12 protein-coding genes are annotated in these 13,958 nt (G+C 59.0%); 11 read left to right on the top strand and 1 reads right to left on the bottom strand.

Annotated elements, in window-relative coordinates; all coding sequences use genetic code 11:
* Positions 1 to 107 precede the first annotated feature (107 nt).
* The 7 genes from ACHIRB_RS30515 to ACHIRB_RS30545 all read left to right on the top strand — a co-directional run bounded on the left by ACHIRB_RS30515 (position 108) and on the right by ACHIRB_RS30545 (position 7,718).
* Complete coding sequence (locus tag ACHIRB_RS30515) at positions 108 to 992, top strand: DUF1702 family protein (protein ID WP_395115483.1); 885 nt, start codon at positions 108 to 110, stop codon at positions 990 to 992.
* Positions 993 to 1,056: 64 nt separating this feature from the next.
* A complete protein-coding gene (locus ACHIRB_RS30520) occupies positions 1,057 to 2,073 on the top strand; it encodes a DUF1702 family protein (protein ID WP_395127833.1) in 1,017 nt (338 codons plus the stop codon).
* Positions 2,070 to 2,999, top strand: coding sequence for a DUF1702 family protein (locus ACHIRB_RS30525; protein WP_395115485.1), 930 nt, complete (start codon positions 2,070 to 2,072; stop codon positions 2,997 to 2,999). Before ACHIRB_RS30520 ends, ACHIRB_RS30525 begins: the two co-directional genes overlap by 4 nt.
* Positions 3,000 to 3,476: 477 nt before the next feature.
* On the top strand, positions 3,477 to 4,283 hold the full coding sequence (locus ACHIRB_RS30530) for a TetR/AcrR family transcriptional regulator (RefSeq protein WP_395115486.1): 807 nt from the start codon (positions 3,477 to 3,479) through the stop codon (positions 4,281 to 4,283).
* A 480-nt stretch (positions 4,284 to 4,763) separates the two neighbouring features.
* Positions 4,764 to 5,459 (top strand): hypothetical protein, encoded by a 696-nt coding sequence (locus ACHIRB_RS30535; protein ID WP_395115487.1) that lies wholly within the window; start codon positions 4,764 to 4,766, stop codon positions 5,457 to 5,459.
* A gap of 178 nt (positions 5,460 to 5,637) precedes the next feature.
* Entirely contained in the window at positions 5,638 to 6,993 is a 1,356-nt protein-coding gene (locus ACHIRB_RS30540; protein ID WP_395115488.1) for a cation:proton antiporter, read from the top strand.
* Between the two features lie 287 nt (positions 6,994 to 7,280).
* Positions 7,281 to 7,718 carry a nuclear transport factor 2 family protein gene (locus ACHIRB_RS30545; RefSeq protein ID WP_395115489.1) on the top strand — a complete coding sequence of 146 codons (438 nt, stop codon included), beginning with the start codon at positions 7,281 to 7,283 and terminating at the stop codon, positions 7,716 to 7,718.
* Positions 7,719 to 7,865: 147 nt separating this feature from the next.
* Here ACHIRB_RS30545 and ACHIRB_RS30550 read toward each other — a convergent pair whose 3' ends face one another.
* The gene (locus ACHIRB_RS30550) at positions 7,866 to 8,606 is read right to left on the bottom strand and encodes an AfsR/SARP family transcriptional regulator (protein ID WP_395127834.1); all 741 of its coding nucleotides are present in this window, start codon (positions 8,604 to 8,606) and stop codon (positions 7,866 to 7,868) included.
* A 356-nt stretch (positions 8,607 to 8,962) separates the two neighbouring features.
* Between ACHIRB_RS30550 and ACHIRB_RS30555 the strand changes: the two genes are divergently transcribed.
* From ACHIRB_RS30555 to ACHIRB_RS30570, 4 genes are all read left to right on the top strand, one after another.
* Positions 8,963 to 10,753 (top strand): NAD(P)/FAD-dependent oxidoreductase, encoded by a 1,791-nt coding sequence (locus tag ACHIRB_RS30555; RefSeq protein ID WP_395127835.1) that lies wholly within the window; start codon positions 8,963 to 8,965, stop codon positions 10,751 to 10,753.
* A gap of 171 nt (positions 10,754 to 10,924) precedes the next feature.
* On the top strand, positions 10,925 to 12,673 hold the full coding sequence (locus ACHIRB_RS30560; RefSeq protein WP_395115492.1) for an NAD(P)/FAD-dependent oxidoreductase: 1,749 nt from the start codon (positions 10,925 to 10,927) through the stop codon (positions 12,671 to 12,673).
* 205 nt (positions 12,674 to 12,878) lie between these two features.
* Positions 12,879 to 13,622: a thioesterase II family protein gene (locus ACHIRB_RS30565; RefSeq protein WP_395115493.1), complete on the top strand. Its 744-nt coding sequence runs from the start codon at positions 12,879 to 12,881 to the stop codon at positions 13,620 to 13,622.
* Positions 13,619 to 13,958, top strand: a 340-nt coding sequence (locus ACHIRB_RS30570; RefSeq protein ID WP_395127836.1) for a beta-ketoacyl synthase N-terminal-like domain-containing protein, incomplete at its 3' end; no start/stop codon positions are given. The genes ACHIRB_RS30565 and ACHIRB_RS30570, both read left to right, overlap by 4 nt.

Here is a 13,958-nt window from a genome sequence, read left to right on the forward strand (position 1 = left end):
ACCTGGTAACTCCCCCCGTAATACCTGCTGGCACTGAAATCCATCCTGCCGCAGAAGAAAGCAAGCTTCGCGCGGTCGCAGGCAATCTCTTGGGAAAAGTGTTTGCGGTGTCGGAGGCAACGCTGAAGCCGCCGGCGATCGGCGATGACCCATCAAGTGCCCGGCTGAAGCAGGTCGTGTTCACCGTGACCGAATGCTGCCAGATGACCGTGCTCGACCCACGGTTCGAGACCCTGGTCCCCAAGTTGGATGCTTACGACAAAGAGTTGGCCGGCTTCGCCTACGAGGGTGCCGGTGTCGGCTTGGCTGCCCTCGACACTCTGCTGCCAACAAAACGCCGCACCCTCGCTTTCGCCACCGGTCCAGGCGCGCCGTACATATTCGGCATCTACCTAGGTGCCGGTATGGGCTTGGCAAGGATGAGGCTCAACCCAGAGCCGTTTCGCAAGCGGCTGGAAGATCCACTCTTCGGTTGGGCCGTCCTCGACGGGTATGGCTTTCATCAAGGGTTCTTCGCACACGACCGCTACGTAATCCAACAACGTCTTCCGCGACGACTACACGGATACGGGCTGCGGGTCTTCGATCACGGGATGGGACGCAGCATCTGGTTTTCATCAGGTGCCGATGTCGATCGTGTCGCCGCCACGATCGCAGGATTCACCGAATCGCGACAAGCAGACCTATGGCAGGGAGTAGGGCTCGCCTGCGGATATACCGGTGGGGTCGATCGTTCGACAGTCGAACGTTTGCGCGAGGTCGCGGGCGAGCGCCGCGGACACCTTGCCGTCGGAGTCGCAATGTCAGCCAGCATCCGCCACCATGTCGGCAACCCCGCCGACCACAACAACTTCGCAAGTGAGGTGCTTTGCGGTATGCCGTCCGAGGAGGCTGCCGCGATCGTCAACTCTTTGCAGCAGGGTCTGCCTACCGTGCCCCACGTGCCGGCATACGCACTCCTTCGCCAGCGGATTCTTCGACGGTTCGAATGAGATCCCAGCGCAAGGATCACGGGCGGACCGCATTCCGCCGTCCCGCATCTCACTGTGGCGATGCGTGCGCCCCGACACAGTCAGGAATGCTCAGTTGATCACTTTGAGCACGTTCCTCAAGCCGGTTTTGCGGCTGTCAGCCGACGAATTTCCGAAGATCGCGGCTCAGCAGTTCGGGGTTCAGGACGACATCGACCGGGTGTGGCAGGATTTTGCGCCCGTCGCCAATACCCTGGTGGATAGTTTCTGGACGACGGTCGACCACCCTGACTTCGACACACTCGGCCCGATGCTGAACGGCGCCGACAACGACGTACGCGGTGTCGCGTATGAAGGTGTCGGAATGGGACTGTCTTTACTGGACTGCATGTTGCCCCACAAGAAGCGACTTGCAGGCCTTCTGAACGGCCCTGGCGGCGCGCATAAACCGTTGCTGTACATCGGTGCAGGTCTCGCATTACCGCGGATGCCGGTGAACCCTCTTCGTGTCATGAGTCGATACGAGGACAACGAGCGGTGGCTGATTCTCGACGGATACGGCTTCTACCACGGCTTTTTTACTCCTGAGCGAAGTCTGCAACGCCAGGTCAGACCTCGGCGCATCACAGGCTATGCAGCACGGATGTTCGACTGCGGACTCGGCCGTAGCCTTTGGTTCACCAGCGCAGCGAACACGCAACGGGTTGCTGACATCGTGGGGCGCTTCCCAGTACATCGGCGTGGCGATCTGTGGAGCGGTGTGGGGTTGGCCTGCGCGTACGCCGCCGCGGTCGCTGACGAAGCGGCGTTGACTCGGCTTGTGATCGCGGCTGGACCGGACGCGGATCAGTTTGCTGTCGGAGTGGCTGTGGCAGCCGACTTCCGGCAAATAGGTGGCAACCCCTCCGATCACACCGATCTTGCGTGCACCATTTCGTGGGGCGAAGACAGTGCAACAGTCGCAGAAATCGCCGCCACTGAACGCGCCGCCGGTTCTTCGCAGGGCGCATCCGCCGCCAGCTACGAAGAATGGCGCCAAAGTCTGCGAGCGGCATGGACTGCTCGCCACCCACACACGATTACAGCGAGGGCTGATCGATGACTGCATTAGGCAGCGTGCGTCGCCGACTTTTCGGCATACCCGCACCTCGAAAGGTATTCAGCAAGCCAGGCTTCGAACCCGAAGCCTGGCAACGATTCGCTCCCGTGGCCGAATCGCTGGCGTTGGGTTACAACGCGACGTTGGAGGACAGCAACGCAGCAGTGCTCGGTGTCCGGCTGCAGGGTGTTGATCCAGTGTTCAGCGGATTCGCCTACGAGGGTGCGGGCATGGGGTTGGGTGCATTGGACCTCATGAACCCGCGGAAGAAGCGTCTTGATACTTTCCTCGACGGTCCGGGCAGTTCGCATATCTACACCGTCTACGTCGGACTCGGTCTGGCTCTCGCCCGCCTACGGCGACAACCCGAACGCTATCTGGGTGACCTCGATCCGTTGCTCGGTTGGGCAATCGTCGACGGGTATGGCTTTCACGGCGGGTTCTTCGAGCGTCGCCGCTACATCACGAAAACGGCACGTCCGAATCATCTTTCGACACAATGCCATTCACTGTTCGACCAGGGCCTAGGTCGCGCAATTTGGTTTTCTAGCGGCGCACGCATCGATCGGGCAGCGGAAACCGTTGCCAGATTCCAGCCAGATCGGCATGGTGACCTGTGGAATGGCGTCGGTATGGCCTGCGCCTACGGCGGCGGCACCGATCAGGCTGGCCTCGATCGGATTTGTCAGATAGCCGAACGGTATCGGGACAGACTGGCGTGGGGTGCGGCCACCGCAGCGTGGACGAGAGTGTTGGCAGGCAACCAGGCTTCACACACAGATCTGGCGTGTCAGGTGTTCGGCGGGATTTCCAGCAAGGATGCCGCGGAAGTACTCACGAGAGGGCGGCACGAAATCGCAGCGTCGGGGTCGCCGACACCGATTTCCGCCTGGCGCAGTCATTTCACGGCGACTGCGGCGACCGTATAGAACCGCCGAGGTCATTGACATGACATTCTTTTAGCTGCGAAAGTCAGATCTTCGTCATGACGCGCTAGCGCGTCGCGGTCAACCCCACTCTCATGTTCCAGCTTGCCGATACCCTGGTTACGGGCAGGGGGAGGCCGTCACGCGAATGCCACACTCATCTCCGGGATAGCGGAAGGCGGCGATCACCGTGGTCTCGTACCTTCGAGCGGGCCAACAGTATTCACAGCATTCGGCTCGCAACCTAGACGCGTTCGGGGGACTGGCCTCGATGAACGACCCTAGACGTTTCAGTAGGTGCCAACCGCAGTGGTCAAGGCAGGTCGAAGGGCAACGGCTCCGCACTGAAATTGTCGACCAGATTCTTAGTGGTGAACTAAAGCCGGTCGAACAGTCCATAGGCGGAGTTAGCTTTGGGATGGTGCGAGACGCATCCTCGGTGGGCTACCCCCAACCGTGACAGGCAGCGGGGAGGTGGAGATGTCGATCGAGGTGTCGATCATGGGTCGCCGCGAGCGCCGCCGGCTAGAGACGTACGACGAAATCGTCGAAGTCTCGCGGCAGCTGTTAAGGGAGGGGCACGATCTGTCCTTGCGCGCTGTCGCCACCCAGATGGGGATGACGTCACCGGCCTTATACCGATATATCAAGAGTGTCGATGGATTGCATAAGCTGGTCGCCCACGACATTTACAGCGACGTAGTCGCGGCGATGGCCAAAGCCCGCGACTACTATCCGCCCGACGACCCGGCTGCCCGTCTCGCGGCGTCGGCCACGATGTTTCGGCTTTGGGCGCTCGCTCATAGAACAGAATTTCAAATGGCGTTCGCCAACCCGTTTGCCGCAACCCGCTCCGCTGGCACCAACGTTTTTGTCTCCTTTCCAAATGTCGAGGGCGAAGACAACGCGAATCCGTTCGCAGACTATTTCGCCGAGCTGTTTGTCGAGTTGCACTCGCTGGGGCTCATTTCTGCCCCATCAGCCGAAGACTTGGACCCAGCGCTGAGCTCTGTCATCCAGAAGGGTGCAACCAACTCGAATAGTCCGTTCCTTGCTTCGCTCGGCGTTGAAGGCGTGGGTATGGGGTGGCTGTTCAAGCTCGCTTGGGCCAGGCTGTATGGCGTTCTCATGATCGAGGTGTTCGGTCAAATCGAAGAGGAGCTGATCGAGTCAGGCTCCGTTTTCAACACTCTGATGCGTGAGACCTTTGCCAGCCTCGGTTTGGCAGATGGGTGGGAACGGCTGGTCGAAGTGAGCAGAGATACGGTTGCTCGCAAAGACTTCTGACCGTCGGAGTCAGATTAGAGCTGCACGCACGTAGCTTCTTTGGCCCCAGCAAGCCGTTGTCGTACTCGGCGGCTGCGACACTCTACGTCGACACCTACGGTGCCGACAACGTCGGTGTCCGCCGCCATGTCGAAAAGTCTTGTCTCTGTGGCGCGTTCGCATGAAGTCGGTCGGTACCCCACGGCGCAGCTTCACTGCCGCCGTCACGAAAGTGCGTATTCGTTGTGCCCGTCATAGTCGGTGACTTCGATGTCGTCGAGCTGGTCGCACAAACGCTTCGACTTGCAACCGACGTAAGTCCTGAGAAATACGCAGCGGACAAGCTTCGACACACGTGCACGTCGCGAGGCAACTCGGTACTTGTGCGGCTCAATCAAACGGGAGCAATCACTTGTTCGACACAGATCGCTTCCGGGGCTCGTGATCAAGACTCAGAGCGATCTTGCAGGTCCTATGGATGTTCGAGAGGCGGTGAGTCGAGTGCTGGAGGGCGATGAGAACCCAGGCCGGCACCTGCTGCCGGTAGAAGGAGGCGAACCGACCATGTGGAGCGACGCATCGTTCGATCCGCATCGGCTTCGCGGCGACCGGCAGCTGGATTTGTTGACTGATCCGTTGCACGCTAAAAGCCACTTCGAGCGATTGTGGGATCAATCGGTCTCGTCCGGCGATCCGCTCCATCGGTGCGTTGTCGCTGCCCAACTCGCGGACTTGGAAGAGGATCCACTTCGGGAGTTGATGTGGAACTTGCGGGCGCTCGGTGCTGCGGAGCATCTGACTATGACTCTCGATGTCGACGAGCAGGACGGGAACGTCTTGACGGGCCTCTATCCGACGTTGTTGGTGGGAATCGCGGGAAGCCACCGAAAATTAGGGAATGCGGGCGCCGCGCAGACCAATCTGGCTTTAGCGCGTTTGGCAATCCAAAAAGTGGACGATGACGTCGAGCGCGCATCTCTGTTGAACGTCATCGACATCGAGAGCACGTCTCTGCGATCCGATGAGCATGAACTGAATCGCGACTTCGGCAGACGGTTCAGTTGGATCGATACTTTATCGCGTGGAAAGACTGTGCCGATCGCCCAGTCGGTGTTGGCATTAGTTGTCTACATCCTCCTGGGAGTATCTATCTGGTGGCTTTTGATGAAGGGATGGAGTCATGATTATCCATATTGATAATTCGTCCTCGCGCTAGTTCGGGTAGTGGAGTGCAGTTCTCTAGTCCCGTCATCTGACTGGTAAGTCGCGTCGAGGCAGACTCGTCGATTTCAACTATTTATGTGAGTGGATGCCTTCTTGTGCATCTGCAGCGACCAACGTTCTATTACGTCAACACTGCCCTGGGGAGCCAGACATGCCGACATTGATGCACATCGCTACTCTGTTTTTTCTACAAATGTTTGTCATCATGGCAACATATCGTCTGATATGGCCACTGTTTCGTAAACTTGCGCAAGTTCAAGTGGTAGCCATCATGGTTGCCGGCTTCGTCCTGGGTCCCTCGGTGCTGGGCATGGTGTGGCCAACGGCGCAGCGCTGGTTGTTCCCGGCTACAGTCGACGTCGGAGGCACATCGATTACGCACCCGAATTTGACTGCGATCTACGTCGTCGGTCAACTCGGCATTGTCCTGTATATGTTCCTTGTCGGAGCGTCGTTCAAACTCGACATCCTGAGCTCGCACATTCGGCAAGCAGGCGCCACGTCTGCGGCTGGGGTGGGCCTTCCACTCGTACTCGGTGGAATCGTCGGTTGGCTGATGGTGTCGTCGAGCACGGACTTCTTCACCGAAAAAGTAGAACCGTGGCAGGGCGGCTTGTTCGTTGCCGCCGCTGTCGCGGTCACCGCGTTTCCAATGTTGGCCTGGATTATCTACGATTCCGGATTGCTCAACACACGACTAGGCACGATGTCGCTGTCGTGTGCAGCAGTCGACGATGCCTGTGCGTGGATTCTTCTTGCGGTGGTGGTCGCTACGACAAAGGAGGAAATGAGCGGAGCACTGCTGACGATTGTTGGTGGAATCGGTTATCTGCTCTTCATGATGTTCGTCGCGCGCCGTTGGCTCGCGCGGCTTAATACATGGACGCCAAAACGTGGTGACGATCAAGTTGCCGGTGGAATACCGATCGCTCATCTCACAATTGTGTTATTGGTAGTGCTCGCTGGCGCCTGGTTCACGGATTATGTCGGTATCTACTCGGTGTTCGGTGCATTCATCGCTGGAGCTGTGATGCCGCGCGGCGAGTTGCTCGACACCATCAAGGATCGTTTCGAGCCGCTGGTCGCCTACCTGTTATTGCCGGCCTTCTTCATCTACTCCGGACTCAATACGGAGCTGAGCCTCATTCTCGATCCCTCGACGCTACTTGTGGCAGTGCTAATCCTTGTTGTGTCTTTCATTGGCAAGTTCGGCGGCGTCACCCTCGCGGCCCGCTGGCAAGGTATGGGGTGGAGAGAGGCCAGCTCGATGGGTGCACTTGCCAATGCGCGCGGTCTGATGGAGTTGATCTTGCTGAACATTGGCCTGTCCGCAGGTTTGATCACGAACGAGCTCTACACCATTCTTGCGCTGATGACGATCGTGACCACATTTGCTGCCACACCGATTCAGCGGATGTTCGAGCGGCGTGCGTGGAAAGAGGGATACGTGTTCGGCCCGATGGGGGAGGAACGCAAAGCTGCGCCCAAAGTTGCAAGCGACGCCTGAGGGTGCATGGCTGTGACGCCTTCCCTGTCGCAACGGTCGGGGACGAAGCGTCCGATCAGTGGGAGGTGGCTCCAGGCTCGGGTGTATTTGGACCCGAGCTTGGGGTGTGTGTGATTTGTCCCCTCGCACGATCGCGCTCGCTGCATCCTGTTGTTTGGCGGGCTATGCTTGCATTGCTTGAGAATTTCAAGAAGACTTGCAAAAACGTAAGTCCCGTGTTTTTATCGACCAGGTCGATTGCCGCGCAACGAATTCCAGAACAAGACGTCCGTTCGAAAGGGAAGCCCATGGGAGACCTAAAAACGCTCGACGCCGTCGGTCAGTTCTGCCACGCCGTGGAGTCGAATGACGTCGACGGGATGCTCGCGACGTTGTCGCCCACCGCTGAACTGATACCACCGGTGTCCGGCAGCATGGTGTTCAAAGGACACGATGACCTCCGTGTCCTTCTCGGCGCTGTGTTCAGCAATCTTACGAACTTGCGTTGGCGGCAGACCCTCATCGACGGCGACACCCGAGTTGCGATCTTCGACGCCGCTGTTGCAGGGATGGCAATCACCGACACGATGGTGATCGAACTCGATGGCGACGGACTCATTCAGCGGTTGACTCCACACATTCGTCCATGGCTGCCGCTGACCGTAGTGTCGCTCGCGCTAGGTCCAAAAATGCTTCGCCATCCTGCAGTAATTCGCCGCGGACTACGAGAGGGCCGGCGAACCTGACCTTCTGGCCTGACTCGTCACCGGTAGGAGATCCAGGCGTGGGCGAGAAAATATTCTCATTCCCGAGATCGTGTACGGACGGCTGCCAGAAGAGGTCTCCGCCACGTTATCCAGTCGGTGGTGCACGACTCGCCGCCAACCAACACGTCACTGCGTGATGTTGATGCGCCCCCACAGGTGCGATGCGGACGGGCTGGGATTCACGCCCAATTCTTGTCGCATGGTCGTCAGATGGTCGGCAAGTTGGCTGCGCGCCGTCACGGTGTTGCCCTGCAGAAGGCTCACTTCCGCGATGGCCATTGACGCCTCTTCCGAGTAGGGATCTCGGTCCAGTACGGACAGTGCGCACGACAGTGCTTTGTGGGTAAGGCCTTGCGCCAAGTAGAGCCGAAGAAGTCGGCTCTCGGCCGTGTGGTGCGCGACGTCATGAACAGTGCGCGATGAGTCGAAAGCTTTGTCGAACAGATTTTCGGTCAAGAAAGTTCGGTCGTAATAGTCCAGAAGCCGCTCGTAGGACGCGATTGCACACTCAGCATCCGCCCGCGCCTCGGCGGCCTTTCCTTCTGCGAAGAGTCGTTCAACCTCGCCCACATCGGTCCACCAGCGCCCCGCGAAGTCGAAGTAGTACCACCCCTTGCCATCCGAGCGGATGAACGCGGAAGGCTGGCGAGCTGCCAACCCGGGCTCGAGAAGGTGACGCAAATAGTGAAGAGTGACGTGCAACCTGTTGGTCGGGTTACTCGGGTGCTGCTTGTCAGGCCACAAGATTTCGCACAACGTCGCCGACTCGACGCGGACACCGGGATGCAACAAAAACCATTTCAGCAGAGTGCGAGCGCTAGTGCGCCCCAACACCGCCGCATCCTTCAGCGGGTTGCCATCGCGCAAAATTTGAAACGGGCCGAAAAGACGAGCCTCGTACCTACACGCTCCGCCTTCGGCGGTCGGGAGGAGCTGTTGTCGCGCTGTCGCGTCCGCAGGTTGCTTGGGCATCTAGCCTCCATGATGAAACTGCATCGACGAACCTATGGTCGTCTGTCCTAGGAACCACTTCCGAGCGATGGACCCGCATACGAACTGTTCGTGTTGCCGTGCCGGGAGTAGGCGTTCGTGGGATCGACCTGGCGCACCATTGCCTCAGGCGAACATTCGATCAGCTAAACCGATCGCACTTTCCTGATTCTTCCGCGCAGCGTAAGCACGCCGAAACTGTTGTCTACCACCCTCCTCATCGAGGAGGATCCATGACTTCAGCGGTACAGCGTCGACTCTCCGAGTTGTCGGACGACCAGAGGGCGGCGCTCATAGAGTCACTACGCGCACGTCAGACCACAGCTTCAACAGACCCGGGGGACTACGACGTAGCCATCTTGGGTGGCGGTACTGCCGGGCTCACCCTTGCGTTGCAGCTCCGGCAAGTGTTACCCGAGGTTCGCGTGGTTGTCGTCGAAAAACAAGCGCATCCGGTCCAGGAGACCACCCACAAGGTCGGCGAGTCCACCGTTGAGATCGCGGCACACTACCTGCGCGACATTCTCGGCATGCACGATCATCTGGAGACGCAGCAGATCCGTAAGTTCGGGCTGCGGATGTTTTTCAGCAACCACGACAACTCGGACATAACCCAGCGAGTTGAGCTCGGGAGTTCGGTATTCCCGCCACTCAGTACCTACCAGCTGGACCGCGGGCGTTTAGAAAATGAACTCGGCATGCGGTGTATCCAGGCAGGAGTCGAACTCCTCGACGGTCACAAGGTCGGCGCTATCGAGTTGCAGTCGGACAAGGCGCACCACCAGATCCAGGTCACTGGTCCTGACAGTGAGCGCAGCATCAGCGCACGCTGGGTGATAGACGCTTCGGGCCGAAGTCAATTGCTGCAACGCCATCGGCGGGTCCATCGCAACGAAGTCGAACATACGGCGAACGCCGCATGGTTCCGAATTGCGCACCCCATTGATGTCGGCACATGGACAGACGACCCCGGCTGGAACGACCGGATCCATGAAGGCGATCGCGCCATGTCGACCAACCACTTGATGGGAGACGGCTATTGGGTATGGCTTATCAGGCTTGCGTCGGGCTCGACCAGTGTTGGGATCGTTGCTGACGCCGATGCGTACTCCTTCAGTTCCTTCAACACTTTGGAGAAGGCACGCGATTGGCTTCGGATTCACGAGCCGCAATGTGCCGCCACCGTGGAGGCGCACCTGGACGGTATCCAGGACTTTCGGGTGATGCGCGACTATTCCTACGGGTGCGAGCAGGTCTTCTCAGGAGATCAGCGGTGGTGCCTGACAGGTGAATCCGGCGTCTTCCTCGACCCCCTCTATTCTCCTGGGCTCGATCTCATCGCGATCGGCAATGGACTGGTGGTCGATCTTGTGACTCGGTCGCTAGCGGGCGAGGACGTCACCGCGCTGGCGGCGATTCACGACAGCCTCTTTCGCAGCGTCACAGACATCTGGCTAGCGATCTATGAAAAGCAATACAGCCTCATGGGCAGCGCCCAAGTTATGTCATCGAAGGTAATTTGGGACACGGCTTTCTACTGGGGGGTCTTCGGTCTCCTGTTCTTCAACGACAAGTTTCGTGTCGCGGCCACTGTGCCCTCCGTCGCTGCCAATCTGCAGCGCCTCACCCAGATCAGCAACCGAGTTCAACAGTTCTACCGAGAGTGGAAGTCGATCGACGACTCCGACCTCGGTCCGCAGTTCGTCGACCTCTATGCGCCGTTGGATTTCATGGTGAAACTCCACGCTGGGATGGACGACGAACTAACTCCACCGGAGTTCGAAGCTCGGTTCACCGAGAACACGCGACTGTTCGCGCAGCTCGCCGGGCAGCTGATCAGCACCGTCATCGATAACTTTGCCGACCACACCGCCGACAACGTTGTTGCGCGCATTCAAGGTTGGCAGCGGGACCCGGTCATCGCGGACTTACTCGCCACGTATCGGCGCGAGAGGCACCGGACCCCCACGAGCAGAGAGTGGATGACGATCGGGCGAACCGACGTCGGTTTACCTGTGGCGTAGCAGCTAACGCAAATTCAGCACAGTAATGAGAGTCGACCCCTAGTAGGAGATATCAATGCTGACCAGCTTCGGCCTCGGCAACCATCGGGGCATCGTCGCCCAAACGGACTCGATGGAAACCCTCACCCGTCCACCAATGCCCGTAGTGGCCGTAACCGCCAGGAGCCCGCGATGACCAGCGCAGAATCGACCACGGCCGCGAACGAAACTTCGACCGACACCGTGGATGTTGCAATTCTTGGCGGCGGGATCGCCGGACTCACACTCGCATTGCAGTTGAAGGGTGCCCTTCCCGACCTCACGGTGACCGTTATCGAACGGCAGCCTCATCCGGTCACCGAGGCCGCCCACAAGGTCGGGGAATCCAGTGTCGAGATGCAAGCCCACTACCTCCGCGACATACTCGGCCTGCAGGATCACCTGGAGACCGAACAACTCCGCAAGTTCGGACTCCGGATGTTCTTCCCTCACAATGGAAACGACGATATCGCCCGTCGCGTGGAATTCGGCCAGATCGAGGAGGCGCCTCTCGCCACCTACCAGCTCGACCGCGGCCGTCTCGAAAATCACCTAGGCGAGCTGCTCACCAGTAGTGGGGTGCGGTTCCTCGCGAATCAGCGCGTCAATCGGGTAGAACTCCGCGCCGGAGATGAGCAGCACCTCATCGAGGTGAGCGACGGAGGAAGCAGTCACCGGTCGATCCACGCGCGCTGGGTGGTGGATGCGACAGGTCGAGCAGGTCTGCTGAAACGTCAACTCGGACTTGCAAAACCGGTCGAGCACCGCGCGAACTCTTCTTGGCTGCGAGTGGAGCATCCGATTGCCATCGACTCGTGGTCAACCGATGCCGACTGGCAGGCGCGCACCGATGTGGAAGTAGGACCGTACGGTCGACGAGGCGGAGCTCGCAGGCTGTCCACCAACCACCTGATGGGACACGGCTACTGGGTGTGGCTGATTCCGCTGGCCTCCGGATCGACCAGTATCGGAATCGTCGCGGACGCCGACATCCATCCGCATCAGGGTTTCAACACGTTCGATCGTGCACTCGAATGGCTGAAATCTCACGAGCCGCAGTGCGCCGCGGAAATCGAACAACACAGCGACAAGATTCAAGACTTTCGAATCATGCGGGACTACGCATACGGTTGCAAACAGGTCTTCTCCGAAGACCGATGGTGCCTCACCGGAGAAGCGGGCGTATCGATCGACCCGCTGTACTCCTCTGGCGGCGACTTGATGGCAATCAGCAACGGACTCATCGTGGACCTGATCGAGCGAGATCTTGCCGGCCAGGACATCCAGGAAAAAGTCATCGCCCATAACCAGGTCTATCTAGTCCTCAGCGAAATTTGGCTGGTGGCGTACGCGAAGCAATTCCCGCTGATGGGCAACGCGCAGGTCATGGTGGCAAAAGTCATCTGGGACACGATGATGTACTGGTCGGTTCCCGGTTTGCTCTTCTTCCACGGCAAGTTTCCGCGACTCGGTGACAGTCCACAGGCGATGGGTAATCTTTTGCAAGCGTGGAAGATTCACAGCCGAGTCCAGCAATTCGCGCGCGAGTGGCACGCAGTCGACGATCGTCCCGCCGAAGGAGTCTTCGCCGATCCCTACACCCTGCTGCCCTTCATTGTCGATCTGCACGAAGGCATGGCAGCTGGGCTGCCGGACGACGAACTCGAAGACCAATTCGCCAAGAATGTTCGACTGCTCGAGCAAATCGCCGGTCAACTTGTCGCCACCGTCATCGAACGGCTCCGCGACGAACACGAACTGTCAGCAGGTCCCCAGATCGAACGATGGCTAGAAGATCCGCTATTGACCGAACTGCAATCGGTCTATCGCCAGGCTCACGAGCTCAACCCCATCGACGACTCATGGATCATGCTCGGTCGGCAGAGCCCCACGATGGTCTAGGCATTGGTGCGTCAATGAAATCCGCAGCTCACTCTGTCCGCACGGACGGATTCGATCGAAAACGAGTCCGCCTATGACCGGTCCATCACTGACCGCAGACGACCTTCGGTCGCGACTTGCGGATCTGCCGCCGGAACGGCGGTCACAACTGCTGCAACGCTTGCGTGGCGGACGGAGCGAACCTGCTGCCGATTCGGGCTGGTTCGTGCGTACCGGCAACAGCGAAGCAGCACTCCGACTGTTCTGCTTCTCCTACGCCGGCGGGGGCAGCACGATCTTCCGATCCTGGAACGAACGTTTTGCGGGTCACGTGGAAGTTTGTGCTGTCCAGCTGCCGGGTCGTGAGTCCAGAGCCGGACAGCCCGCCTATCGCCGACTGAGCTCTCTGATCGACGATCTCCATGTCGCCATCGAGCCGCTTCTCGACAGACCGTTTGCCTTATTCGGGCACAGCATGGGAGCGCTCGTCGCATTCGAGCTAGCCCGTCAGCTTCGACGTGCAGGCGGGCCTCAGCCCGAGCAGCTCCTTTTGTCCGCGTTCAGGGCTCCTCAGCTGCCGAATCCAAACATCAGAATCTTCCATCTTCCTGACGAAGTATTGAAGACGGTTCTCGCGAAAGACGGTACACCACAAGAGGTTCTACAAAACGATGAACTTATGAAGGCGCTTCTGCCCACATTGCGAGCCGACTTCGAAGTGTGTGAGACCTACGACTATGTCGACGAGGCACCGTTGGCGGTACCGATGGCAGTATTTGGAGGCTTGCATGACGTCAGGGTCGGCAGAGCTGATCTAGAGCTTTGGAGTGCTCAGGCCGGTGCCGACTTCGATCTGACCATGTTGCCCGGTTCCCATTTCTTTATTCACAGCGCCCAGGACCTGCTGCTGGCGCAGCTATCGACGAGACTCGAGGCCCTGACGGTCTCCAAGGGGGATGACGACCTATGACCGACCGACAGCACAGCGACCTTCAGCGTGAACCGATTGCCATCGTCGGAATTGGGTGTCACTTTCCGGGCGGGGTGACTGGTCCTGACGATTTCTGGGATCTTCTCTGTGGCGGTGTTGACGCCACCCGTGAGGTCCCGAACGATCGGTGGGAGAAGCGCAAGTTCTACGACCCCGACGCATCCAAGTTGGGAAAGATGAGCACTATTCGAGGCGGCTTTCTCGACAGAGTCGACCAATTCGATGCTCACTTCTTCGGGATCTCGCCCCGTGAAGCCATCTGGTTGGACCCGCAACAGCGTCTTCTACTCCGGGTCGTATGGGAGGCCCTCGAAG

This window comes from Antrihabitans spumae (assembly GCF_043944905.1).
Classification (GTDB): domain Bacteria; phylum Actinomycetota; class Actinomycetes; order Mycobacteriales; family Mycobacteriaceae; genus Antrihabitans; species Antrihabitans spumae.